Origin of the sequence: Ensifer sp. YR511 (genome assembly GCF_900103045.1) — a bacterium.
In the GTDB taxonomy this organism is placed as follows: Bacteria; Pseudomonadota; Alphaproteobacteria; order Rhizobiales; family Rhizobiaceae; genus Ensifer; species Ensifer adhaerens.
Genome location: NZ_FNGR01000029.1, coordinates 1 through 24,820 on the forward strand (window position 1 = coordinate 1; position 24,820 = coordinate 24,820).

General features: G+C 60.8%; 26 protein-coding genes. 18 read left to right on the plus strand and 8 right to left on the minus strand.

Features of this window, described 5'->3' with window-relative positions; all coding sequences use genetic code 11:
* On the plus strand, positions 1–325 hold a 325-nt coding region (locus BLU15_RS30600), incomplete at its 5' end, for an integrase core domain-containing protein (protein WP_143034293.1).
* A 263-nt stretch (positions 326–588) separates the two neighbouring features.
* Here the strand turns inward: BLU15_RS30600 and BLU15_RS30605 are convergent.
* From BLU15_RS30605 to BLU15_RS30615, 4 genes are all read right to left on the minus strand, one after another.
* Positions 589–846: a hypothetical protein gene (locus tag BLU15_RS30605; RefSeq protein ID WP_090300623.1), complete on the minus strand. Its 258-nt coding sequence runs from the start codon at positions 844–846 to the stop codon at positions 589–591.
* A 26-nt stretch (positions 847–872) separates the two neighbouring features.
* Positions 873–1,055, minus strand: a complete 183-nt coding sequence (locus BLU15_RS39125) for a hypothetical protein (protein WP_143034294.1) — start codon at positions 1,053–1,055, stop codon at positions 873–875.
* A gap of 879 nt (positions 1,056–1,934) precedes the next feature.
* Entirely contained in the window at positions 1,935–2,411 is a 477-nt protein-coding gene (locus tag BLU15_RS30610) for an Lrp/AsnC family transcriptional regulator (protein WP_090300712.1), read from the minus strand.
* Between the two features lie 38 nt (positions 2,412–2,449).
* Positions 2,450–3,052 carry an amino acid synthesis family protein gene (locus BLU15_RS30615; RefSeq protein WP_090300625.1) on the minus strand — a complete coding sequence of 201 codons (603 nt, stop codon included), beginning with the start codon at positions 3,050–3,052 and terminating at the stop codon, positions 2,450–2,452.
* Positions 3,053–3,351: 299 nt separating this feature from the next.
* Between BLU15_RS30615 and BLU15_RS30620 the strand changes: the two genes are divergently transcribed.
* The 10 genes from BLU15_RS30620 to BLU15_RS30665 all read left to right on the plus strand — a co-directional run bounded on the left by BLU15_RS30620 (position 3,352) and on the right by BLU15_RS30665 (position 14,385).
* Complete coding sequence (locus tag BLU15_RS30620; protein WP_090300627.1) at positions 3,352–4,716, plus strand: amidohydrolase; 1,365 nt, start codon at positions 3,352–3,354, stop codon at positions 4,714–4,716.
* Between the two features lie 126 nt (positions 4,717–4,842).
* Complete coding sequence (locus BLU15_RS30625) at positions 4,843–6,645, plus strand: helix-turn-helix domain-containing protein (protein WP_090300630.1); 1,803 nt, start codon at positions 4,843–4,845, stop codon at positions 6,643–6,645.
* A gap of 180 nt (positions 6,646–6,825) precedes the next feature.
* Positions 6,826–7,821, plus strand: coding sequence for a flavin reductase (locus BLU15_RS30630; protein WP_090300633.1), 996 nt, complete (start codon positions 6,826–6,828; stop codon positions 7,819–7,821).
* A 1-nt stretch (position 7,822) separates the two neighbouring features.
* Positions 7,823–9,337: an aldehyde dehydrogenase gene (locus BLU15_RS30635; protein WP_090300635.1), complete on the plus strand. Its 1,515-nt coding sequence runs from the start codon at positions 7,823–7,825 to the stop codon at positions 9,335–9,337.
* Between the two features lie 34 nt (positions 9,338–9,371).
* Positions 9,372–10,448 (plus strand): LLM class flavin-dependent oxidoreductase, encoded by a 1,077-nt coding sequence (locus BLU15_RS30640; RefSeq protein WP_090300637.1) that lies wholly within the window; start codon positions 9,372–9,374, stop codon positions 10,446–10,448.
* 2 nt (positions 10,449–10,450) lie between these two features.
* Positions 10,451–11,260 (plus strand): alpha/beta fold hydrolase, encoded by an 810-nt coding sequence (locus BLU15_RS30645; RefSeq protein ID WP_090300638.1) that lies wholly within the window; start codon positions 10,451–10,453, stop codon positions 11,258–11,260.
* Positions 11,253–11,642 (plus strand): carboxymuconolactone decarboxylase family protein, encoded by a 390-nt coding sequence (locus BLU15_RS30650; RefSeq protein WP_090300640.1) that lies wholly within the window; start codon positions 11,253–11,255, stop codon positions 11,640–11,642. Before BLU15_RS30645 ends, BLU15_RS30650 begins: the two co-directional genes overlap by 8 nt.
* 139 nt (positions 11,643–11,781) lie before the next feature.
* Positions 11,782–12,612, plus strand: coding sequence for a transporter substrate-binding domain-containing protein (locus tag BLU15_RS30655; RefSeq protein ID WP_060607905.1), 831 nt, complete (start codon positions 11,782–11,784; stop codon positions 12,610–12,612).
* 58 nt (positions 12,613–12,670) lie between these two features.
* The gene (locus BLU15_RS30660; RefSeq protein WP_034799945.1) at positions 12,671–13,645 is read left to right on the plus strand and encodes an amino acid ABC transporter permease; all 975 of its coding nucleotides are present in this window, start codon (positions 12,671–12,673) and stop codon (positions 13,643–13,645) included.
* Positions 13,642–14,385, plus strand: coding sequence for an amino acid ABC transporter ATP-binding protein (locus BLU15_RS30665; protein ID WP_034799947.1), 744 nt, complete (start codon positions 13,642–13,644; stop codon positions 14,383–14,385). The genes BLU15_RS30660 and BLU15_RS30665 overlap by 4 nt, the downstream gene beginning before the upstream one ends.
* Here the strand turns inward: BLU15_RS30665 and BLU15_RS41000 are convergent.
* Both BLU15_RS41000 and BLU15_RS30675 read right to left on the minus strand, forming a co-directional pair.
* Positions 14,309–14,584, minus strand: coding sequence for a helix-turn-helix domain-containing protein (locus BLU15_RS41000; protein WP_082566333.1), 276 nt, complete (start codon positions 14,582–14,584; stop codon positions 14,309–14,311). The genes BLU15_RS30665 and BLU15_RS41000 overlap by 77 nt on opposite strands.
* Positions 14,585–14,596: 12 nt before the next feature.
* Positions 14,597–15,421, minus strand: a complete 825-nt coding sequence (locus BLU15_RS30675; protein WP_060519046.1) for an IclR family transcriptional regulator — start codon at positions 15,419–15,421, stop codon at positions 14,597–14,599.
* Between the two features lie 335 nt (positions 15,422–15,756).
* Here BLU15_RS30675 and BLU15_RS30680 point away from each other — a divergent pair, with 335 nt between their 5' ends.
* The 7 genes from BLU15_RS30680 to BLU15_RS30710 are packed head-to-tail and all read left to right on the plus strand — an operon-like array spanning position 15,757 to position 22,415.
* Positions 15,757–16,815, plus strand: coding sequence for an ABC transporter ATP-binding protein (locus tag BLU15_RS30680; RefSeq protein ID WP_060607897.1), 1,059 nt, complete (start codon positions 15,757–15,759; stop codon positions 16,813–16,815).
* Complete coding sequence (locus tag BLU15_RS30685; protein ID WP_090300642.1) at positions 16,815–17,687, plus strand: ABC transporter permease; 873 nt, start codon at positions 16,815–16,817, stop codon at positions 17,685–17,687. Before BLU15_RS30680 ends, BLU15_RS30685 begins: the two co-directional genes overlap by 1 nt.
* A gap of 4 nt (positions 17,688–17,691) precedes the next feature.
* Complete coding sequence (locus BLU15_RS30690) at positions 17,692–18,486, plus strand: ABC transporter permease (protein WP_090300644.1); 795 nt, start codon at positions 17,692–17,694, stop codon at positions 18,484–18,486.
* 6 nt (positions 18,487–18,492) lie between these two features.
* On the plus strand, positions 18,493–18,807 hold the full coding sequence (locus BLU15_RS30695) for a (2Fe-2S)-binding protein (protein ID WP_060519053.1): 315 nt from the start codon (positions 18,493–18,495) through the stop codon (positions 18,805–18,807).
* On the plus strand, positions 18,800–20,203 hold the full coding sequence (locus BLU15_RS30700; RefSeq protein WP_090300646.1) for an FAD/NAD(P)-dependent oxidoreductase: 1,404 nt from the start codon (positions 18,800–18,802) through the stop codon (positions 20,201–20,203). Before BLU15_RS30695 ends, BLU15_RS30700 begins: the two co-directional genes overlap by 8 nt.
* A complete protein-coding gene (locus BLU15_RS30705; protein ID WP_090300648.1) occupies positions 20,200–21,342 on the plus strand; it encodes an NAD(P)/FAD-dependent oxidoreductase in 1,143 nt (380 codons plus the stop codon). The genes BLU15_RS30700 and BLU15_RS30705 overlap by 4 nt, the downstream gene beginning before the upstream one ends.
* Before the next feature lie 17 nt (positions 21,343–21,359).
* A complete protein-coding gene (locus tag BLU15_RS30710; RefSeq protein WP_060519060.1) occupies positions 21,360–22,415 on the plus strand; it encodes an ABC transporter substrate-binding protein in 1,056 nt (351 codons plus the stop codon).
* Between the two features lie 192 nt (positions 22,416–22,607).
* Here BLU15_RS30710 and BLU15_RS30715 read toward each other — a convergent pair whose 3' ends face one another.
* Both BLU15_RS30715 and BLU15_RS30720 read right to left on the minus strand, forming a co-directional pair.
* Positions 22,608–23,303 carry a response regulator transcription factor gene (locus BLU15_RS30715; RefSeq protein ID WP_060519061.1) on the minus strand — a complete coding sequence of 232 codons (696 nt, stop codon included), beginning with the start codon at positions 23,301–23,303 and terminating at the stop codon, positions 22,608–22,610.
* Positions 23,300–24,748, minus strand: a complete 1,449-nt coding sequence (locus BLU15_RS30720; protein ID WP_090300650.1) for a sensor histidine kinase — start codon at positions 24,746–24,748, stop codon at positions 23,300–23,302. Before BLU15_RS30720 ends, BLU15_RS30715 begins: the two co-directional genes overlap by 4 nt.
* Positions 24,749–24,820: the final 72 nt, after the last annotated feature.

Sequence of the window (24,820 nt, forward strand, 5' to 3'; positions counted from 1 at the left end):
CCGCATCAATATGTTGTCCGAACCCATCGAATGGCTCACCGACAACGGCTCCTGCTTCATCGCCAAGGACACCGCATCCTTGCTCCGCGAGATCGGCATGGAACCGTGCACGACACCGGTGCGAAGCCCACAGTCGAACGGCATGGCCGAGGCGTTCGTCAAAACATTCAAGCGCGATTACGTCTCGGTGAACCCCACCCCGGATGCTGAAACAGTCATCGCTCAACTGCCGTTCTGGTTCGAGCATTACAACAATCTTCACCCGCATAGTGCTTTAGGATATCAATCACCGCGCGAGTTCATCAACTCGCAATCTCAAACCTGAGCATGTCTGGTCTTTTGGGGGCAACTCCATTCTGCTCGCTTGGGTCTGCTCGTCGATTTCGCCAATTACGTAGCTGTCGTGGCCGACAGCGCAAATGTCGCAGCCTACTTCGAGGACGTCGAACACTATTTCGCTGGCGTCCATCTGGCGTCGTTCGGTCATGGCTCGACCCTCCGCTGTACTCGTTTGTCAGGGTTCGATCCCTTGGTGCGACAGGGAAAACCCTGTCCCTTCGTAATGGCATGGGCTTGGGCCGCGGTCGATCATGGAAACAGTCGCTCATCCGTGAGAGTGCGCAGGACGACGACCTCTGTCTGCAAGTCGGCGCAGATCTGTTGATATTCGGTGATCAGCTGAATACGAGTCGGGTACTCCTGCAAAAGATCGTCAAGAGCCGAGGCGGCCAGCGCGTAAGCCTCGAAGAGATCGAGCAGACTAGGGTCTCTCGCCTGGCACAGCTGGGGGCGGTGGCGGGGTAAAGCCATCTCTAGGCGGGCTCGTCCCAGGTGCATAAGTCTCATGGCTGATCCCCCGTTTCCGCCAGAGCCTAATTCGAGCGGGCGACCGGCGTTGGAAGGACAGTGGCGACTTGTTGGCGAGGGGTGTTCGAGAGCGCGGTGCCTACGAAAAGGTAGCCGCCGATGACGACCATCGCCAGGAGCATCACTCCGATCGGAAGCCCTGTCGAGAATTTTCGGCTTGCTCGTACATCCTGAGTCTCTTCGATCATCAGCGACACCAGAGCGAACCGAAGGGACGATAGGCCGCCCTGGTGTCGTTGTTCGCCCGCAGCGCGCAGGGGAGCTGGCCATGGGCTAAAACTAAATCTAGGGCGGCTGGGGTTGCGCAGCTACGGTATTAGGACCATTGCGAAGGGGTTATCAGACTGAAGTCCCATGGCGGAACATTTTCTGGCGCCCTACGTTTTAAAGCGCGTTTTCTGCGATTCGTCGCAAAGCCTTGAAGCCTCAATCGCCCCCCATCAGAACGATTTCCGATAAAAGAGTTGTGGAAAAAAGCATGGCCCCGTCGGGGGCACGACGAGGCCAGAGGCTCTTATCTAGGAGACTTCACTGGGGGACATTGGTGAAGTCTTGTGCCTGATCCTGATCGGAGAAACGGGATCATGACACCGTGGAAACGCCCGCGTCGTGAAATCGTTCCGGGATCTCAGCAAGAAAAGATGGCTGCGAGCGAGGTGCAGAAAAAGTCTTGCTTATAGGCCGTTTGACGCGATTGCTCCGAAAGGGTGAACGCCCCGGCGCAGAGGCGAAGTCAATTCGCAATCCATCGGGATGAGAAGGTTCAAGTGGCAGCGCCAGAATGCGCCACAATGGCTTGGCGGCAAAGAACCGGGTCGACAGATGCCACTCACACGCGCATGTCGCTGATCTTCATGACATATTTGCGGGGGGCCGCTTTATGGGCAGTGCTTGCAGTGCAACGGGCGGGTTCAATCTGATTTCACTGCAGGCGGCTAAAGTTGGGGGATATCTCCTGCTCCCCGACGCTGGTCTCCGAGCGAGACTATGGCGACACGACACGAACTGCAGCAAGAAACGATCGCCTGGAAGCCGTGCCGACTTTGAGAGATTTTCTTTGCTCAAGTTCAATTCGCCACCAGCAACGACACTGGAACAACTGGGTCTTCCTTGACGGTCCTCGTGACGATGTAGGTGAAGTAGCGGGCGATTCCGAGTTCGCAGTCGAGAAGCGTGTCGATCAGGCGCTGGTAGGCGTCGATGTCGGCAGCGACGATTTTTAGGACATAGTCAACGCCGCCCCCGACTGACCAGCAGCAGACGATTTCCGGAATGTCGCGAACAACCCGCTCGAAACGGTCGAAGTCGGCTTGGCGGTGGCTGGCAAGTGTCAACTCGACCATGGCGCTTGCGACCGGGGCGACTCGGCGAAGAGATAGGCGTGCATGATATCCGCTGATGATGCCGGCCTTTTCCAATTTGCGTAGCCGCATCCAGCAGGGCGTGGCAGAAAGGCCCGCCTTTTCTGCGAGCGCAAGCTTGGTGATGCGGCCATCCCGTTGAATGGCCTCGAGGATGCGTAGGTCGATCGCGTCAAGTCTCATGGCAAACTCCTGAGGCGGTATCGCGCGCTGGTCTGCGTTCAAACGCTTCCGAGCAATGCCGCCTGTTCTGCTTCCATCTCCGCGATGTCTTGAAAGCGGTCGGCGATGCGCGCGTGCGCGCGACCGCTATCGGAAGCGCCGATGGCAACGATGATCTCGTCGGGGCCGGGGGCGTCGGCGATCTGGAAGTTGGCGGTAAGGAAATGCGATCGTTTGCCGTTCTCACTCTTATGCATCATCGGCAGCGACAACAGAGCGCCCGGCGCATTACGAGTGTTGGCAAATTCGAGGTAGTTTGTGCCGCCGATCGCTTCGCGGAAGGGGTTGCCGAAGCGCAGCGTGTGGATCATCGCGGAGGCATGTTCGATCTCACCGGCGATGCCGACGGCTGCCGCCTTGCCGCAAGCCTCGACCTTATCCGCAGGCATCTGGCGGAGCAGCCGGTCCGTCATCTCCTGGCTGAGTTCACCGGCGATGCGAGTGATTTCCGGCCGCAGATCTTGGACAAAGCCTCGCCCTGCCCAGGGGTTCTGGATCACTGCAGCCACCAAGACGATGTTGACCGGGCGCGGCGCTATCTTGCCGCCTTCGATAAGGGTTTCTTCCAGGAAGGTGCAAATTTTTCGGATGCCGAGTGTCATTGGGACGCCGCTGATAGTGGAAACTTGCGACAACTTACCGGCTCGCCTGGGCATTTCTTCCTCTGTTTCGAGGAAGTGGGCACCGGTCGTTGCTGCAAAGACAAGGAGATCCCCGCGTTGAACGACTCCGCTCAATGAGCGAAATCTAGATCGTCTTCTTTTTGGAGGAAATTTCGGGCCTTTGTTCCGAGTGGAGAAAAAATGGCATCGGTCTTCCTCTGTCCGTGAGAATGCGCCCGTCTCTGCGCCCGCCCATCATGGCTCCGCCAACAGGCGACCACCAGATGGAAGGGAACCAAATGAAGACGTTACTGGCGAACACGACCGCTTTGATGCTTGTCCTGCAGCTTTCCGCGGGCACAGCTTACGCTGCGAGCGCACGGCTCGATAGGCTCATCGACCAGAAGTATCCGGAACTCGAGAAGGTCTACAAGGAACTCCATGCCAATCCTGAACTCGGCTTTCATGAGACACGGACGGCAAAGCGTCTGGCAGCAGAATTGGAGACGCTTGGCTTCGATGTGACCGTCGGCTTCGGTGTGGGTACAGGTCTGGTCGGTGTCTTTAGGAATGGCGACGGCCCGACGATCATGCTGCGAACCGAACTCGATGCGCTGCCGATGGAGGAAAAGACCGGGCTCGATTACGCCAGCCGCGTACAGGTGCCGGCAACCCAATGGCCTGGAAACGCAGATGAGACGGCAAAGGTCTTTGTCGCCCATAGCTGCGGCCATGATATCCATATGGCGTCATGGCTTGGGGCGGCCCAATTGCTGGTCGAGATGAAGGATGATTGGCATGGAACGCTGCTCCTCGTCGGTGAGCCGGCCGAAGAAATCGGGGGCGGCGCAACGGCCATGCTCAGGGCCGGCCTGTTCGAGAAGTTTCCGAAGCCGGATTTCGGCTTCGCCATGCACGTGAATGGTGATCCTGCCGGCAAAATCACGGTGAAGGACGGTGCCTTCAGCGGGAACTCCGATACGTTCGACCTCACCTTCATGGGTCGCGGGGCGCATGGCAGCGCTCCGCATCTCTCGATCGATCCGATCGTCCTGGGGGCCCGTTTCGTCACCGATATCCAGGCTGTTGTGAGCCGTGAGAAGGATCCGCGCGAACCGGGAGTGATTACGGTGGGAAGTTTTCAGGCGGGGACTGCGGGCAACATCATCCCCGATCAGGCCAAGCTGAAGTTGACCATGCGTTCGACCACGCCGGAGACGCGCAAGCTGCTGCTGGAGTCGATGCAGCGCGTCGCCAAAACGACGGCGCAATCGGCCATGGCGCCGGAACCCGAACTGTTGCGCATCGGCGGAGGCGCTGTGGCCGGCACGAACTCGTCAGAGCTGATCGGCGACGTCAGGCCGGCATTGGATGCGTCCTTTGACGGCGTCGTCTACGTCCCGACCGAAGTCCAGCCGACGTTGGGCGTCGAGACCTATCCCGAGTTTATAGAAGCGGGTGTGCCTTCCATTTTTTATTGGGTTGGCGGGACCTCACCCGAACAGGTTGAAAAAGCCAGCCAAGAGAACAGGCCCGTTCCCTCCAATCATTCGCCATTTTTCGCTCCGGCCCCGGAGGTTTCCATCAAGACCGGCGCGAAGGTTCTGGCGATCTCAGTGCTCGAAAAAGCCGGCGCTGCTTCGTGGTCATCGACAGTTCGATGACCGCGAACTTGGCGTTGAAGATACTACCTTTCAAAGAAAGTTTGGCCGAAGATATCCATCGAAACGAAGTAGACTTGTCCACTACCGGCGCGCATCTTGATTGATAGAAATCAAGAGGCCAGGCAGTTGGATCAGAAGTCCCGGATATTGTCGCTCCGCGACATTGCGAGCCAGATTAACAGCGGTAGCGATCTTCAGACGGCATTACAGCAGCTGATCGCCGCTGCATGCCGCCATGCGAACTGGGCCCTAGGCTCGATCATGGGCATCGACGCAGCGCATGGGTATGCCTATGTCATCGTGCGCCATGATCCAACGCTGATCGAGCGGCAACTGCCCGACAAATGGGAGCTGGCGACCAGCCCCTCTCTGATCGCCTTGCAGCGCAATGAGCCCGTCTATATCAGGGACGCGCGTGCGTCGGGCGAGTTTCCGGGCTACAGAAAAGAGGCCTTCGAGCGCGACTATCGAACAGTGCTCGTCATGCCGATGAACTGCAGGGATGCCGAGGGTCGCCCGATGGTGCTCAGCGTCATCGCCCGCGAGGTGACCGAGGTGTCGGAGGACGACCTCGCTTTTCTCGGCACGATCATCCACCTTGGCGCCATCGCCGTCGAACGGGAACACCGTCTCGAAGCCGAGAAACGATCCGCCCAGCGGCTGGAACGCGCGCTGGAGGCGCATACGTCGCTGCTCGAACATGTGTTGAGCGACGGGTCGGTCGCATCGCTTTCCAGCATGGTCGGGAAGATGTTGCCGAACCCGGCCGTCGTCGTTGATTTCACGGCCAATCAGGTCGTTGCTGGCCGGTCGCCGAACGCACTTTACGACGAGGCTGGTTGGCAGCAGGCGGCCGCTACCGTTCTTAGCCGGCCGCTGATGAAGGCGGCCCGTGATGCCGTCGAGCGCGGGACGGCCGACGCCGTGAGCCTCTACCTCGACGACGGCACGCAACGGTTCAAAATAACGGCCCGCATCGAAGCGCTGATGGTCGACAATCAACTGGTTGGCGCGCTCATCATCTTCCCGACGACCCGCGAATTCAGCGATCTCGATCTCCTGATGCTCGACAGCGCCAAGTTTGCATTGAGCGTGCAGATGATGCGAAGCTTCATCCGGTTTCGCTTCGAGACGCGGACGCAGACCGAACTCTTTTTCGAGATCGTGGAGGCGCGGTGGCGTAATGCCGGTGATGTCGCCCAGCGAGCTCAACGGCTCGGGCTCAGCTTCTCAACGGCTCAGCAGATGATCGTCGTCGATTTTCCGGACAAGACGAAGGCATTTGGCGGCGCTTCTGTCGATGTGGAGCACACGCTCTCGCGTGTCATGCAGCAGGCATCCGTTCAGGCAAACCTAATCGCGGTCGAGGGCGGCGTCGTCTGCCTCGTCCCTCATGATACGGGTAAGCGGCAAGAGCGCACGACAAAGCTCGCGCGGCGTATCGCCGAGGAACTCGGCCGCTATTTCGACGAGGCACCTATCGTCGTCGCCAGCAATCGGTGTGCGGCCCTTTCCGACTATCCGCCAGCCTGGGAGCGCTGCGCCCGGATGATCCGCATCGGGCGTTCATTCGGCCTGACCGGGGCGGTCTCCGCCCAGGATTTCGGCCCGCTGCCGATGCTGGTCGCCGCCTGCGAGGCGGGCGACGTGCGCGGCTTCGTGCAGGAGAGCGTGGGCGCCATTGCCGATCACGACCGTGACAACGGTACTCCTTACCTCGAAACCCTGTCGGTGTATCTGCAGGAAGGTTGCCGCAATCAGGCCTGTGCCGATGCTATGGGCCTGCATGTGACGACGCTGCGCTATCGGCTGGCGCGCATCCAGGAACTGTTCGGCGTCGATGTCGAGACGCCGGAAAAGCGCTTTGCCGTCGAGCTCGCGATCCGCCTGCACGGCGTCATCGACAACCGCTCTACCGCCAGCAGTTAGCTTATCTTCATCGGCCAAGTATCGCCTTGTGACCTCGTCGCCACCGATCTTCTGCGCCTTTGATCGTCTCCTCGGGATCGATGGAGAAGTTCCTTCGCTCCTCCTTTGAAGCCATGGAAGCACGGTCGCCATCACGGCGTTAGCCTGCAACCAACTTGATGGTGAGGAGGCGAGAAGCGCATGGTTGAGACAGCAGCATCGACGGACGTGCCGATTGATCCGATTGCGCTTCGTCGCGCCTTCGGCACGTTTGTAACCGGTGTCACCGTCATCACCACCCGCGACGAAGACGGCACGCCGCGTGGAATGACGGCGAATTCCTTCACGTCGGTTTCGCTCGATCCGCCGCTGCTATTGGTCTGCGTCGCGAAATCCGCGTCGAGCTTTCCTGCCTTCACGAATTCGGGATGTTTTGCGGTCAATATCCTCCATGAAGGACAGGTCGACGTCTCGGGAAACTTTGCCTCGAAATCCCCCGACAAATTCCAGTCGGTGACCCACGATCATATCCACACGGGCGCGCCGGTCCTGACTGACAGCCTGACCTGGTTCGATTGCACGACTTACAACACCGTGGACGCTGGCGACCATGCAATCCTGATCGGCCAGGTTCGTGCATTCGGCACCAGCCCCACCGCACCGCTCGGCTTTTGCCGCGGCCGCTATGCCAGTGTGAAGGACCCGCTGCCAAACGGCTGGCTTGCGTCGCATGGGATGATCATCGGCTATCTGATCGAGGCCGGTGAAGGCTTGCTGCTGCGTTCGGATGGCAAGGGCGGCTGGGTTCTGCCGTCAGCACGGCGCCGCAAAGCGGACAGCCAGCTCGTCATCGACGGTGGCGACGCGCTCAGCCTCGTCCCGGACGAGACCTTCCTTTACTCGGTCTTCGATGTCGCCGACAGCGATCCGGGCTACCTGGTCTATCGCGCACGGCTGGCGGGTGAGGGCGGCGCCGGCACGAGCCTGCCATCCGATCTGCGCTTCTTCCCGCTCGACGATCTTCCTGACGATACGATCGCGACGCACGAACTGCGGTCCATGTTGCGCCGCTACGTGCGCGAGCGGCAAGCCGGCCGGTTCGGCATCTACATGGATTCCGACGATGGCGGCCGTGTGGCGATGATCGACGGCGAAGCTCGCACCTGGCTTCAGACCTCCCAAGACCAAGGACAATGAAATGAAGACGACGGTCAATTCCATCGAGGGTTCGCGCCAGTTGCTGTTCATCGGCGGCCAGTTCGTCGCACCGAAGAACGGCAACTACATCGCCAGTTTCGACCCGACGACGGGCGAGCCCTGGTATCATTTTGCTGAAGCAGGTGCGGACGATGTCGGGGCAGCCGTCGTTGCTGCCGCCGCCGCCTTCCGCGACCCGGCCTGGCGCCGGATGACGCAGACCGATCGCGGCGCGCTGATGCGCCGTCTCGCCGAACTTGTTCGCGCCAATGCCGATAGGCTGGCGGAGATCGAGACGCGCGACAACGGCAAGCTTCTCAAGGAAACCCGGGCGCAGATGCGCTCGATGCCAGACAGCTACCACTATTTCGCGGGCATGGCCGACAAGCTGCAGGGCGAGACCATTCCAATCAATCGTCTCGATACGCTGAACTTCAACCTGCGCGAACCCTTGGGCGTCGTCGGCATGATCACGCCGTGGAATTCGCCGTTGATGCTTCTGACCGGCACGCTGGCGCCGTGCCTGGCGATCGGAAATACGGTCGTCATCAAGCCCTCGGAACATGCGACCGCCTCGACCTTCGCGCTTGCGGAACTGATCCACGAGGCGGGCTTTCCCGCCGGCGTCGTCAATGTCGTGACGGGTACGGGCCAGAGCGCCGGTGAGGCGCTGACGCGTCATCCTGGCGTTGCGAAATACGTCTTCACAGGCAGCACGGCCACCGGCCGGCGCATCGCCGGCAACGCCGCGCAGAACCTTGTTCCGTGCTCGATGGAGCTTGGCGGCAAGTCGCCTCACGTCGTCTTTGGTGATGTCGATATCGAACATGCGGTCAACGGCGTCGTCTCCGGGGTCTTCGCAGCCGCTGGCCAGACTTGCGTTGCCGGCTCCCGCTGCTTCGTCGAGGAGCGCATCTACGATCGCTTCGTTGAGGCGCTCGTCGCCCGAACGCAACGCATACGGGTCGGTCTCCCGGCGGTCGAGGACACCGACATCGGTCCGCTCGCGCTCGCCGATCAGCTCTCCAAGGTTGAATCCTACGTGGCCTCCGGCGTCAAGGAAGGGGCGCGCGTTGCCGCCGGCGGGCGGCGTCCGCAGCGGCAAGGGCTTTCGTCAGGGGGCTGGTATTTCGAGCCGACAGTGATGGTTGATGCGCAAAACGACATGACCTTCATGCGCGACGAACTCTTCGGTCCGGTGGTCGGCGTCATGCCGTTCCGCGACGAGGAAGAGATGATCCGGCTCGCCAACGATACGCGATACGGCTTGGCTTCCGGCATCTGGACAAAGGACATCGACCGGGCGCTGCGGTTCGCCAACCGGATCGATGCCGGGACCGTCTGGATTAACACCTACCGCTCCGCGTCTTTCATGTCTGCCAACGGCGGCTTCAAAGAAAGCGGCTACGGCCGGCGCGGCGGGTTCGAGGTCATGCACGAGTTCTCGCGGTTGAAGAACGTCATCGTCGACTACTCCGGCGCGATGCAGGACCCCTTCGTCATCCGTCTGAAGTGACAGCAAAAGCACGGGCACAGGAAAGGCAGAAAACATGAAGTTCGCAGTCTCCCTCACGATGGAACGCTTCTCCCCCGATACTCCGATGGAGCAGGTCAAGAGCAACTTGCTGCAACTCGCGCGGCTTGCCGACGAAGGCGGCTTCGAAACGCTGTGGACTGCAGAACACCATACGCTGGAATGCACGATCTCCCCCAATCCGTTCCAGACGCTGGTCTGGCTCGCGCAGCACACGGATCGCATCCGGCTTGGCACCTCCACTCTGGTCGCGCCCTATTGGAATCCCATCCGGCTCGCCGGCGAGTCGGCGCTCTGCGATCACCTGACCAATGGCCGCCTTGAGTTCGGGATCGCGCGCGGTTCCTACCAGTACGAGTTCGACCGTATGGCGGGTGGTATTCCGCAGCAGGAGGGGGTGGCCTACATGAAGGAGATCGTGCCGGCCGTGAAGAAGCTCTGGTCCGGCGACTATGCCCATGAGGGACAATACTGGAAGTTTCCGGTCACGGCGGCAGTGCCGAAGCCGCTGCAGCAACCCCACCCGCCTATCTGGGTGGCGGCGCGCGATCCCGGAACCTTCGACTGGGCGATCGCAAACGGCGCCAGTATCCTATCGACGCCGCTCTCCGCGCCGGAAGCCGAAATCCACGTGCTCTCCGAGAAATTTCGCAAGGCGGTCGCCGATCATCCGGAGGTGCCGCGCCCGCGCTTTATGATGCAGCGCCGCACCTGCGTCTACGACCGGCCGGATGGGTGGGAACGTGCCGTCAAGCACAGCATGGACTACGGCCGCGCCTTCGAAAACCTCATGCAGAATATCGGCACGGTGCACAACGGCTTCCCCGAGGCAGTGCCCTACGAAGCGGTCAAGGGCAAGGACAACTACAATCCGGACAACATCCGCAAGAACCTGATGTTCGGCACGCCGGACGAAGCGATCGAGAAGCTGTTGGTCTATGAGGCCGCCGGTGTGGACCAGTATTGCCTGGGCCTGACCTTCAATCTGCCGTTCGAGCTGCAGAAGCGGACGCTGGAGCTATTTGTCAGCGAAATCATGCCCTTCTTCGCGGCCCGTGAGAAGGAACAGAAGCGTATCGCGGTGGGTGCCTGAACATGGCAGGAGCTCAGCGCCATACCGTCGGAGAGGTGACGCTCAACTACCGCATCGAGGGAGAAGGCGAACCGCTCGTCTGCATCCACGGCGTCGGCTCCTATCTCGAAGCGTGGTCGGGCGTGGTCGAACGTTTGAAGGACCGGTTCACGATCCTGACATTCGACCTTCGTGGTCATGGCCGCTCCAGCCGGGTCAAGGGCCGCTACGAGATCGACGACTTCGTCAACGAGACGCTGGGGCTTGCCGACGCAGCGGGCTTCCCGACCTTCAATCTTGCAGGCTTTTCGCTGGGCGGCCTGATCGCCCAGCGTCTCGCTCTGACCCACCTTGGACGTCTGCGCAGGCTGGCGCTCTTGGCGACCGTCGCCGGCCGCACGCCGGCCGAGCGTGAGCGGGTTCTCGACCGCCTCGCCGCCCTCAGAGACGGAACGCCTGCCGACCATCACAATGCCTCGCTGTCGCGCTGGCTGACGGAAGAGTTCCAGGAGAACAACCCGCAGGTGATCCAACGGCTAAGGGCGCGGGATGCCGAAAACGATCCCGACTGCTACGCGGCAGCCTATCGTGTGTTGGCGGAAACGGATTTCGGCGGCTTTCTCGACCAGATCCGATGCCCAACGCTGATTGCTACCGGCGAAGACGATGCCGGCTCCAACCCGCGCATGGCGCGCTACATGCACGAGCGCATTCCCGGGTCCGAGCTTCGTATCCTGCCGGGCCTTCGCCATTCCATCTTGATCGAGGCGCCCGACGTCGTGGCAACGCTGATGGGCGAGTTCATGAGCCAGGGGGAGACGGTCGATGGATGAGGCACTGCGAGCAAGGGGAGAGGCCATCCGGCGCCAGGTGCTCGGCGATGGCTATGTCGATGGGGCAATCGGCAGCAGCGATGCCTTCTCGCGGCCCTTTCAGGATCTGTTGAACGAACATTGCTGGGGCACCGTCTGGACGGACGAAAGCCTCGATCTGAGGAGCCGCAGCCTACTGAACCTCGGAATGCTTGCAGCGCTCAACCGCATGCACGAATTCGGCGTCCACTTTCGCGGGGCGATCCGCAACGGTTTGACCGACGAAGAGCTTCGCGCAGCACTCGTCCAGATCGCGATCTATTGCGGCATTCCCGCAGGCGTCGAAGCGTTCCGTGTGGCCCGGCGCGTCCGCGACGAGATGGCTGAAAAAGGAGAGCGCTGACTTCCACGTTTTTTAGGAAGGGGCAGCGCCGCGCTACCTCGTATCGCCGGAAGACGGATGGCGGGCTCAGAACTCAAGATCAACCCGATGGCAGGAAGAGGACCCTGTCAAAAACCAGAACGAAAAAGGGAACGACAACATGAACACATTCGCAAAACTCACCGCGGCGGCATCGTTTGCCTTGTCGCTCGCGATCGTTCCGGCCCACGCCGGTGCCGTACTCGACCACGTGCTCGATGCAAAGACACTGAAGGTAGCGACCGACGCCAACTGGGCGCCGCAGTCCTTCATGAACGAAAAGAACGAGATGGACGGCTTCGATGTCGATGTCGCCAAGGAACTCGCCAAGCGGTTGGGTGTCGGTGTCGAGTTTGTTACCCCCGGCTGGGACATCATCACGGCCGGCAATTGGCAGGGGCGCTGGGACATGCATGTCGGCTCGATGACGCCGACAAAGGAGCGTGCCAAGGTCTTCGATTTCCCGGCCGTCTACTACTACACCCCGGCCGCCGTGGCCGTGCACAAGGACAGCCCTGTGGTCGGCCTGATCGATCTGGACGACAAGGTCGTCGGCGCGACGGCGACGTCCACCTTCGAAGCCTATGCCAAACAGGATCTGACCCTCGACGCTGCTGGCGCACCTGCCTTCGAATACACCTTCAAGCCGAAAGAGGTGAAGTCCTACGCCAACTCGACGACCGCATTCGATGATTTGCGCCTCGGTGACGGCGTGCGGCTCGACGCAGTCGTATCGTCGCTGCCCAGCATTCGCGACGCAATCAAGGCCGGCTATCCGATCAAGCAGGTTGGCGACCCGGTCTTTTACGAACCGCTCGCAGTCGCCGTCGAACACGGCGACAAGGAGCTGAGCGACAAGATCGCCGAAGCGATCAAGGCGATGCAGGACGATGGCACGCTGAGCAAGCTGTCGGAGAAATGGTACGGCGTCGACTACACCGTCGTGAAGTAAGGCAGCCATGTCTGGCGGTCCGGGCAGCCGGACCGCACGTTGTCCAAAGGGACCAAAGATGCTTTATCCCGATACTGTCGAGTCCGAAATACTCGTCCACAAACCATGGTTCGTGGCCAGCATGTTCGCTGCCGTCCTCATTGCCTTCACGGCCTTCGGCCTGACCGGCACAACGATGGGCGAACTGATGCGGCCAGTGATCGGCGAGCCGCTCGAAAGCGGATTCTACGGCCGCTTTGCGACCGCCTTCGTCGTGGCGGTGCTCTTCTGCCTCAACATCGTCCTGATCGGCTTTGCGAGCCTCAGGGTCCAGATCGTGGTCGTCTGGCTCGAGTTGCTGGCGCTGTTCCTCGCCTTCTTCCAGACCTTCGATCTCAGCCTGCCCTTCATAGAGGAAAAGTTGCCGTTCCTCATCACGCAAGGGCTGGTGACGACGGTCTATGTTTCGGCGATCTCGATTGTGATTGCCTCGGCGATCGCCATCCTTGGCGCCGTGGCCAAGCTCTCGACCAACGGCTTCGCCTATGCGATTGCGAGCTTCTACACGTCCTTCTTTCGCGGTCTGCCGCTGTTGATGCAGGTTTATCTGATCTATCTCGGCCTGCCGCAGCTCGGCTTCATCATCGACGCGGTGCCGGCCGGTATTCTGGCACTTTCGCTCTGCTACGGCGCATACATGACGGAAATCTTCCGCTCCGGCATCCAGAGCATCGACCGCGGCCAGTGGGAGGCGTCGCGCTCTATCGGCTTCGGCTTCGGGCTGACGATGCGCAAGGTCATCCTGCCTCAGGCGTTGCCGGTCATCATCCCGCCGACCGGTAACCAGTTCATTTCCATGCTGAAGGACAGCTCGCTGGTCTCCGTCATCGGTGTCTGGGAGCTCATGTTTCTCGCACGGACGCTCGGCCAGAAGACCTTCCAGCATATGGAAATGCTCATATCAGCCGCCATGCTCTACTGGACGATGTCTATCGTTCTCGAGCTGATCCAGTCCCGCATCGAACGTCACTATGCCAGGAGCAAGGTCAGATGAGCGCCGAGACCATCATCGACGTCAAAAATGTTTCCAAGTGGTACGGCGCCTTCCAGGTGCTGACCGACATCAACCTGACGGTCCGCAAGGGCGAACGCATCGTGATTTGCGGTCCGTCCGGATCCGGCAAATCTACCTTGATCCGGTGCTTCAACCGCTTGGAAGCGCACCAGGAAGGTGAGATCGTCGTCAACGGCATCAACCTGCATCCGAAGATGCGCAATGTCTCGGACGTGCGCCGCAACGTCGGCATGGTGTTCCAGCACTTCAACCTTTTCCCGCACATGACCGTGCTGATGAACTGCATGGTCGGACCGATGTGGATCAACGGCGTGCCGGAAGCGGAGGCGCGGGCAAGGGCGCTCACATTCCTCGATCGGGTACGCATCCCGGAACAGGCCCACAAGTTTCCAATCCAGCTTTCCGGCGGCCAACAGCAGCGCGTCGCGATCGCGCGCTCGCTCTGCATGCAGCCGGCCGTGATGCTGTTTGACGAACCGACATCCGCGCTCGACCCCGAGATGGTGTCCGAAGTCCTTGATACCATGACAAGCCTGGCAAAGGACGGCATGACGATGGTCTGCGTCACCCACGAGATGGGGTTCGCCAGGGCCGTCGCAGATCGCGTAATCTTCATGAACTCGGGACAGATTCTCGAGGAGGCTAGGCCCGATGATTTCTTCGACAATCCAAAACACGAGCGGACCAAGCTGTTTCTCGGTCAGATCCTGAAGCATTAGCTCGGCGCCCAACAGTTTCAGCTACCAGTTGATGCTCGTTGGTGCGTTCTGATGCGCGGAACGCGCTCGGCGTGTCTCCGAACGCTTTGCGAAACTCACGCGAGAAGTGCGCTGTGTCCGCGAAGCCTGTGATATTTGCAATTTCCATCACAGTCAGCGAGCCCCCGGAAAGCAGGTACCGCCCGTAGTTCAGTCGCATGTTCCTAAAGGTTCAGCCCTTCTGCGCGGCCCGCAAGGCGGAGGCCGGATAACGTAGGGTCGGGTCGAAGGGATTGAGCTTACTGCTGATCGCTTGCGCCTCTGCCTTCAAGAGATCGGTGATCGTGCCGCTTCGCGTTTCCGTCAGGCGCGATGCCAGCGTGCCGATGCTCAAGGAGGCGACGGCGATGCCGTTGCGGTCAAGAACCGGCACGCCGAGCCCAGCCATGCCCTCGATCATCTCGAAATTCATCTGGGCTGCGCCGATCCGCCTGACCTCCTCGATCTTGATGCGCAGGTCCACCTCGTCGATCGCCGCCCGGTCCATGATGCGAGGCATATTAAACTTGATGATCGCCTCGCGTTCTTCCTCTGGCAGGTGGGCGAGGATGGCGATGCTGCCCTGGCCGATGCCGAGCGGCACCTTGCCACCGATGTCGCCGGTAAAGGAGCGGATCGGGAAGGGACCCTCGACGCGGTCGAGGCAGATTGCGTCAAAATTGCTGCGCACCAGCAGAAAGACCGTATCGTTGAAGGTGGCGGACAGCCTCAAGAGCGACGGCCGGGCGATGTCGAGGATGCCTTCTCGCCTGCGCGCCTGCGAGGCGATCGAGAAGAACTCCAGCGACAGGCGGTAGGATTTCCCCTCTGGCATTTGCTCCACGAGGCCTTCGGCAATCAGGGTCTTCAATAGCCGATGCGCCGATGGCTGGCTGAGATTCAGCCTCCGCGCGAGATCGATGACCCGCACACCCTCGCTCGCGTTATCTGCGAGGTCTTTCAGGATGTGGATCGCCTTGGTGAGGCTGGAGCTTCCGGCGTTCTCTGATTCCGACATTTGCGAAAATCTTTCAAAATCTGCGTGGCATAATTCCGTATATCGGATTTTTCTAACAAAAAATTCCGAAATAGAAAATTGCATTTGTGTTTTTCGTCAATTTCCTGGAGTTAATTCACACAAGCCTTCTTCAAGGGGTGGATGTGCCAGACGTGAATAGCCGAGAGGCTATTCCGAGAGCGAAACCGTGCCTTTATCGGTGCACTCGCGTACGCCGGAGATCTCAACGCCTGAAGGAAGGTTCGATGGTTGACGACGTGTCGCAGCCGCCGGGATCGCCGACAAGAAAAATGGGGCAGGCGATCTCAGGGGTAGCGACCCAGGGGAGAATGAGCATGAGTTTCCTGAACCTTGAGAAGGTCTCCAAGTATTATGGATCGGTCGCAGCCGTTCATGATTTCGATCTGGAGGTCGAAAAGGGCGAGTTTATCTCGCTGCTCGGGCCCTCGGGCTGCGGCAAGACGACGACCCTGCAGATGATCACCGGGCTCGTGCGTCCCTCCTCGGGCACGATAACCATGGGCGGGCGCGACATCACTCATTTGCCGCCGCCGCAACGCGAACTGGGCGTAGTCTTCCAGAGCTATGCGCTCTTCCCCCATATGACCGTGGCGCAGAATGTTTCCTTCGGCCTCGAAATGCGCAAGGTCGCAAAACCGGAGCGCGACAAACGGATCAAGGAGATCCTGTCGCTGGTCCATCTCTCGGCGCTTGCCGATCGCTACCCGCGCGAGATGTCGGGCGGGCAGCGCCAGCGCGTGGCGATTGCCCGGGCGCTTGTCATCAATCCGCCGGTGCTTTTGCTTGACGAGCCGCTATCGAACCTCGATGCGCAGCTTCGCGAGGAGATGCAGTTCGAATTGCGCCGCATCCAGCAGACCGTCGGCATCACGACGATCATGGTGACCCATGATCAGGCTGAAGCGCTGTCGATCAGCGATCGCGTCGTCGTCATGGAGAAGGGGCGCATCACCCAGGTCGATACGCCTTACGAACTCTATGAGCATCCCCGCAACGACTTCATCTCGTCCTTCGTCGGCAAGTCCAACTTCATGTGTGCGACCTCGTCCTTCAACGGCAAGGGCGCGTCGATCTGCATCGACAACACGCCGATCCGCTTCAACACCGACCGCCGCGAGCCGGATGGCAAAGTCTCGATCTTCATCCGCCCGGAAAAGCTCCGATTGACCGAGCCGGGCGAGGGCCAGATCCAGGGCAAAGTGACGACACGCTATTTCATGGGGAGCCAATGGCTGGTCAGCGCCGAGACACCGGCGGGCGTTCTTGCCGTTGCTGTTCCCAATCTCGGTGCGCCGCCGCCGATGGAAGGCGAAACCGTTGGGCTTGCCTGGCAGAGTGCCGATTGTCGTGTGCTGGCGGGAGCGGCCAAGTGATGAGCGCCGGTACCTCCGCCATCAAGCCGCGCCAGCTCGCGCCGTTGGCTCTTTCCGGGCCGACCACCCTGTTCTTCATCGGCCTCGTGCTCTTGCCGCTTCTGTTGACGGTGATCCTCTCCTTCAACAGCTATGACTATACCGCCGGGATCCAGAGCGACTTCACCTTCGCCAACTACCTCACGGTGTTGCAGGACGAATATTATCTCTCGACCTTCTGGCGGACATTGCGGCTTGCGCTTCTGACGACGGTCATCGCGGTGGCGATCGGTGTGCCGGAGGCCTACGTCCTCTCGAACATGCGCAAGCCCTGGCGGTCGATCTTCTTGCTCGTGATCATCGGCCCGCTGCTTGTTTCTGTGGTGGTGCGCACCTTCGGCTGGAGCATGCTGCTCGGCAAGAACGGCTTTGTAAACAGCGCGCTTGCCATTGTCGGCCTTGACCCGGTGCAGCTTCTCTACACCGAGACGGCGATCGTCATCGGTCTCGTCCATATCATGCTGCCGTTCATGGTCATCCCCGTCTGGACCGTTCTGCAGAAACTCGACCCGACGGTCGAGGCGGCAGCGCTCACCCTCGGCGCCTCGCGCTTCACCGCCCTTCGTCGCGTCGTCTTTCCGCAGGCGGCTCTCGGCATCCTCTCGGGCAGCCTCATCGTCTTTGCACTCTCGGCAAGCTCGTTTGCCATCCCCGGCCTGCTTGGCGGTCGGCGGCTGAAAATGGCGGCAACACTTGTCTACGACGAGTTCCTGATCGAGCTGAACTGGCCGCTCGGTGCGACCATCGCGATCATCGTGCTTGTCGCCAATCTCGTCATCATGCTCGCCTATAACCGCCTCATCGAGCGGCAGGCGAAGCGCAAGCTGGGTTGAAGCCATGCAGAGAAACGGACCCATCGCTCTCGCATTCCATAGCCTTGTCGTCGTCTTCATGCTGGCGCCGATGGTGGTCGTTTGCCTCGTGGCCTTCACGCCGGAAAACACCCTGGCGATGCCCTGGAATGGGCTGTCGCTACGGTGGTTCAAGGCGGTTTTCCATCATGCCGACTTTATGTCGTCCTTCGGCAACAGCGTAAGGCTCGCCCTGCTATCAGCCACCATCTCCACCGTTTTTGCGGTTCCGGCGGCGCTGGCGATTACCCGCTACGATTTCCGCGGCCGTGAGGCGCTGAACGCGCTTTTCCTGTCGCCACTGATCATTCCGCACCTGGTCCTCGGCGTCGCTTTCCTGCGTCTCTTCTCGCTGATGGGCATGGGCGGGTCCTTCGGTTGGCTTGTCGCCACCCATGCGATCGTCGTCACCCCCTATACGCTGCGGCTGATCCTGGCGTCACTCACCAGCATGGACCGCAACGCCGAAAATGCGGCGCGCACGCTGGGGGCTGTGGAGTGGACGGTGTTTCGCCGGATCACCATGCCGCTCATGCTGCCAGGTGTCAGCGGCGGCTGGTTGCTCGCCTTCATCAACAGTTTTGACGAGCTGACCATGTCGATCTTCGTGACCTCGCCGTCGACGGTAACGCTGCCGGTCCGCATGTACATGTACGCGAGCGAATCCATCGATCCGATGATGGCGGCCGTTTCGACGCTCATGATCGCACTTGCCACCGTTACGATGATCATCCTCGATCGCCTGTTCGGTCTCGACCGGCTGCTTGTGGGCAAGGGCTGATATCCGATGTCGATGAACCCGCTACTCCGGCGCCGCTACCGCCTGGACGAGACACTCGTGCCCTTCACATTGAACGGGACGGCCCAAACCGGGCGCCGCGGCGACACGGTACTGACGGCGATACTCTCGGTCAGCGGTCGCCTGAGACAGAGCGAATTCACCGGGGAGAACCGGGCCGGCTTCTGCCTGATCGGCGCCTGTCAGGATTGTTATGTGATGACGGCGCAAGGCAGCCGCGTCCGCGCCTGCAGCACCGCCTTGCTGGCGGGCATGGCTTTCATCACCGATCTCGGCGCGGTGTCGGAGACGGCCCATGACTGAGCCGTTGCAGCCCGTCATCGTTGGCGCCGGACCGGCGGGCATACGCGCCGCCGAGCGCCTCGTGCGCGCAGGTCTCAGGCCGATCGTGCTTGACGAAGGTCAGCGCGCTGGCGGGCAGATCTATCGACGCCCGCTAATCGACGACGGTCGATCCTATCGCAGCCGCTATGGTTCGGAAGCCGGCAAGGCAAGAAGGTTACACGAGGCTTTCGAGGCACTCTTGCCTGCGATCGACTATCGCCCCGAAACGCTGGTCTGGAATGTTTCGGCGGCTGAGCGCGGCAATCAGCTCGATGTCCTTTTGGCCGGCGTGCATCGGCAGATCGGCTTTTCGCAACTGATCCTGTGCACCGGCGCGACCGATCGCGTGCTGCCGTTTCCGGGATGGACGACGCCTGGAGTTTACACGCTCGGCGCCTCCCAAGTGGCGCTGAAAGCCCAGGGCTGCACAATTGGCGACCGCATCGTCTTCATGGGCTCCGGTCCGCTGCTCTACCTCGTTGCCTGGCAATACATGAAGGCCGGCGCGTGCGTGGAGGCGGTGCTCGACACAGCACCCATCACGTCGAAGCGACACTTGCTGTCGCTTGCCATCCATGCGCCGCGGATCGTCGGGCTTGGTGTTTTCTACGGGCTCCAGCTCCAGCTGGCCGGCGTGAAGATCCGCAACGGCGTGCGGCCGGAGGCGGTCCTCGGGGCGGGCCAGGTCGAGGGTCTTCGCTTCCGTCGGCGGGCAAGTAAAGGTGAGGTCGTCGAGACGGTATCCTGCGACGCGCTCGCCTACGGTTTTGCCCTTCGGCCAGAAACCCAGCTTGCCGATCTTGCCGGCTGCCGTTTCTGTTTTGACGAGCGCGATCGCGTGTGGCTGCCTGAGCGAGACGCCATGGGGCGCACCAGCCGGGCCAACGTATACGTTGCCGGTGACGGCAGCGGCATTGCCGGCGCCGATGCGGCGGAAGTCTCGGGCGAGCTCGCCGCGGCTGCTCTGCTCGAGGATGCGGGGAAAGCATCAGCGGATGGAGCGCGCCTGGTAGCGGCTCGCGAAGCGATCCTGCGGCAGCGTGATATCCTCGAACGTGCCTTTCCCTTCCCGGTTGATTGGTTCGAGACGGTCCCAGACGAGACGACGCTGTGTCGTTGCGAGGAGATTACCATTGCAGAAGGACGCCGCGCCATTGCGAGCGGCTCCATCAGCGAGATCAACCGCCTGAAGGCGCTGAGCCGGGTCGGGATGGGACGTTGCCAGGGGCGCATGTGTTCCGCCGCTGCCACCGAGTTCTTGAGCGGGCTTTGTGGCGTTTCGCCCGGTGAGGTTGGTCGCCTTCGCGCTCAGGCGCCGGTCAAGCCGATCCCGCTTGGTTTCGGTGCTGCCGTAGAAGCGGAGGCTCGGTCATGAGCTGGCGCATCTCCGTCGACGTCGCGATCATCGGCGGCGGGCTGGTCGGCAGCTCCGCAGCACTTGCCATGCGTAAAGCGGGGCTTTCAGTCGCCCTCATCGATAGGGGCTATTGTGGCGCGCAGGCGAGCGGGGTGAACTATGGCGGCGTGCGCCGGCAGGGCCGCGCCCCCGAACAATTGCCTTTGTCGCAGCGCGCACACGGTATCTGGCCGCAACTCAAGGCAATGGTCGGCATCGATGCCGAGTACATGCGCTCCGGCCATCTGAAGCTCGCCCGCACGGAAAAGGATTTTGCCAAGCTCGAAGCCTATGCCGAGACGGTTCGGGACTATGGGTTGGGCCTTGAGCTCGTTGCCGGTTCGGCGTTGGCGCACCGGTTCCCCTGGCTTTCCGCCCAGGCGGTCGGCGCGTCGCTCTGCCCCGATGACGGCCACGCCAATCCGCGTCTCGTTGCGCCCGCCTTCGCACGAGCCGCCGAGCGCGCCGGCGCGATGGTACTGGAGCAGACGCCGGTGCGCGACGTCGCTGCGACCGGAAACGGTTTCGAGATCCTCGCCGGCGACGGCATCGAGATCCGCTGCCAACAACTGGTCAACAGCGCCGGTGCCTGGTCCGACCGCTTTGCCGCGAATTTCAACGAGCCTGTACCGCTGACACGTATCTATCCCTCGATGGTGGTCACCGAACCTCTGCCATTGCGTTTGCCCGTCAGCATGGGTGAACAGGGCGGCAGCTTCTATGGCCGGCAGGTGGCGCGCGGCAACTACGTCATGGGGGGCGGTCGCGGCCTGCCCCTTGGAGATCCCGACTATTCGCGTCCGTCGGTGACGGCTGCATCCTCCGTCATGCAGCGTGCAATCACGCTCTTTCCGCATCTGGCTGAAGCCCAGGTCATCCGCTTCTGGTCTGGAACCGAGGCGGAAATGCCCGACGGCAACCCGGTGATCGGCCCGAGCGAGACGACATCAGGCCTCTTCCACGCTTTTGGCTTCTGCGGCGCAGGTTTTCAGACCGCGCCCGCCGTCGGCGAAGTGCTTGCAGAACTCGTCACCGAGGGCCGCAGCACTACGCCGATAGACGCCTTTTCCATTGGCCGCTTCCGCAAGGTGGCGGCCGAAACTGCAGCCTCGTTGTAAACAGAAAGGGGAATACCATGATCGACCAACGGCTTACCAAAACCACGGCCCTCGCACTGCTGGCGTTCGTTATGCAGCAGAATTCTGCGTCGGCGGAAACCAAGACGCTCTACATCGGCATGAACGGCGGAAACTTCGAACGCGCCTATACCGAGCACGTGCTGCCGCCTTTCGAAAAGGCGAACGACGTCAAGGTCGTCGTCGTACCCGGCACCTCCGCCGACATCCTCGCCAAGGCAACCGCCGCCAAGGACAATCCGCAGATGCATGTCATGCTGCTTGACGATGGCGTAATGGTGCGCGCCATCGGCGGCGGTCTCTGCCAGAAGATTGCTGCTGATCCGGTGCTTGACCAGATCCAGATGGCTGCCCGCCTGAAAGACGACATGGCGATCGGCGTCGACATGGGCATGACCGGCCTTGCCTATAACAAGAAGCTCTTCGACGAGAAGGGCTGGCCGGCACCGACCTCGTGGATGGACATGGCCGATCCCAAATTCGAAAACGCCGTCGTGTTCCAGTCGGCTTCCGCATCGAGCTTCGGCCTGCACGCCTTCCTGATGTTCAACCGCATCCAGGGCGGCGACGAGACCAACGTTGAACCGGGCTTCGACAAGTTCTCCGATACGATCGGCAAGAACGTCATCGAGTTCATCCCGAGTTCGGCGAAGATCTCCGAAATGGTGCAGACCGGAGAGGCAGCGATCTTCCCGCTGACCCCAACAGCCGTCAACAACCTCAAAGACAAGGGCATTCCAGTGGAATACGCCCAGCCGAAGGAAGGCTCCGTCGTGCTCGCCGTCACCGAATGCGTGATCGCCAACAACAGCGAACCGGAACTCAGTCAGAAGCTCGCCCACTACCTGCTTTCGGCCGAGGCACAGAGCCTGGCACTCGATCACGGCAACATCATCCCGTCAAACGTCAACGCCAAGGCCGGCACAGATGCGGCGAACGCGAAGCTCTCGACGTTCAAGGCCAACATGGAGACCGCCAAGGTCCTTGATTGGGATGCGATCAACCAGAACCGGCAGGAATGGAACAAGCGCTGGAACCGTATGATCGAACGGTAAGTGTGGCGGGAACGCTCATCAGTCCGCCAGGCGCGCAGGCGTGCGCCTGGCGTTGCGACATGGAGCGGTGATCTTCCTGTCTGACCACGCAACCGAAGCTGGCTATTGGCGCAAAGCGGACATGTCTCACAACGTCTTACTGTCGCGGATCTGTTGGCCCACCAGTCGCTTCGTTCGTGCGAACCAAATCCCCTATTCTACGGCCGAAGGTGCGGTGAACGTATAACCCACGCCATAAACCACCTTGATCGGTACAGTGAGGTCGGTCTGCTCGCCGATTTTACGCCGAAGGCGACTGACGACGGCATCCAGGTGCCGGTTGTCGAAGTGGGTCCTAGGTCGGGCAATTGTCTCCGCCAGCTTTTCCCGCTCGCATATGCCGCCGCCGTGTTTGCAGAGCGCGCTTACCAGCGCGAATTCGGTCGCCGTCAGCTTGAGTGAGCGCTGGTTCGGCGCAGTGAGCGTCCAGTGTCGGCTGTCCAGCACCCACTTGTCTCCAGTGCTATCAGCCAAATCGACGTGCTCGCCCGTTCGTCGCAACAGGCTGCGGATCGCGGCTTCGATTTCCCGCAGCGTACTGTGTTTGACGAGATAGATGTCAGCGCCGCTTTCGAAGCCCCGGATGCGGTCGTCGCTGTCGCCAAGAGCTGTGAGCATGATAATGCCGCAGCGATGTTTCTCGCGGACTTCTCGCGCGAGGTCGAATCCGTTGCCATCGGGCAACCCGACATCGAGAATGATGACGTCTGGCGGCTCATGATCATCCAGTACTCGACGGAGCGCTTCTGCAGTCGCAATTCCTTCGGCGGTGAAACCGCAAAGCGCCAGGAAGTCGACCAGATCCTTGCGCAGCCGCTGTTCGTCCTCGACGATCAAAACATGCGTCAATTCATCTTCTCCTTTAGCTGCGTTGGCTCCGCCGCCTCCCTCAGCAAGGGCACGCGTGCCACGGCAGTCGTCCCCCCTCCTTCATTGGAGAAAAGATCCAGCGTGCCACCATGATAGGCCAGAAGCTTGCGCGACGAGTACAGCCCGAGCCCTGTTCCACTTCCTGCCTTGGTGTTGGAGGCACGGAAGAACCGGCGTCCGATCTTGTGAACCTCCGCTTCGGGTATGCCGATGCCGCGATCACGGACCTGGATAACGATGGACCCGAAATCGGATCGGCCATCAATGTGAATAGGCTGATCGTCGGGAGAATATTTGAGTGCGTTGTCAATGAGATTGATAACGACGGTTGCCAGCATGTCTGGATCGGCAATCGTAGAGACTGCTTCACCCTGCGTCCTGAAACGCAAGCGTTCACCGCGACCGGTCATGTCGAAATGTAATTGCACGTCGGCAATGAGAGATGCGATCTGCATCCGCTCCGGCCGAAAGCGATTGTCACCGTCATTTGTCATGAACCGCTCGATCAGGGAGAATAGACGATCGAGCGCCTCGCCAATGCCGGCAAGCCGTTCCTTCGTTGCGTCTTTGGATGTGTCACCTATGAGGCCGATCATGTCGACCGCATTGCGAATGACTGCAAGAGGCGTGCGAAACTCGTGACTGACAATGCGCATGAAGTCAGCCTGTTCTTCACGTAGGGCGCGTTCGGCCTCAAGACTGGCATTCAGTTGGAGTTCGAGCCTTCTGCGTTCCAGCACTTCGCGCGATAAGGCTTCGTTTTTCTCACGCAGGGCTGCCGAAAGTCGCGAGTTGACCATAAACAGCAGGCAAGCAAACAGGGCAATCAGGAACAGACTTCCCTGCAGAAGATACCAGGCGTTGCGGTTGTTAAGGATCGCGATGTCCTGGTGCGCCGCCGGAAACCAGAATTCGATCGCGCTATGAACCACGCTGGCTGCCATGTATTCACCCAGCACCGCCATCGTAATCCAGCGCAGAAGCCGGGGCTGCGTCCGATCGCGCAAGAGGGCCACACACATCAATGACATCATCAATACCGTAAAGGCGGTCGATGTGTGGACGCGGATTGCAAGATCGCCCGGATCGAGCGTCACCGCGATACTCCAGGCTGCGACCTGAAGGACAAGCAGCGAGACGCCGACCCAGGTGTAGCGGGGCTGCCCTAAAAAGCGCGCCAGGCCCTCGGCGAGCAACACGAGGCCAAGCTTGATGATCGTATTGTGTAGCACGATCGACCACGCAGCTGGCTGATCGCCTCTCAAGATCATCAGGAACAGCCCGATGGCGATCGCAGTGTATCCGGCCGCCAGAAACTTCAATTCATAGAGATGGCGCCAAGCAAGCCAGACAAAGATCCACGCGACCGCCTGTAAACTGGCGGTTGCCAGATCGACGACGAGCACTGTCTTGAGGTCCAGCATCCCTCAGCATTTGCACAGGGCGGCGGTTCGCGCAAGTCTAGGTCGTCAGGCGGCGAGTTGAGGGACAAAGAA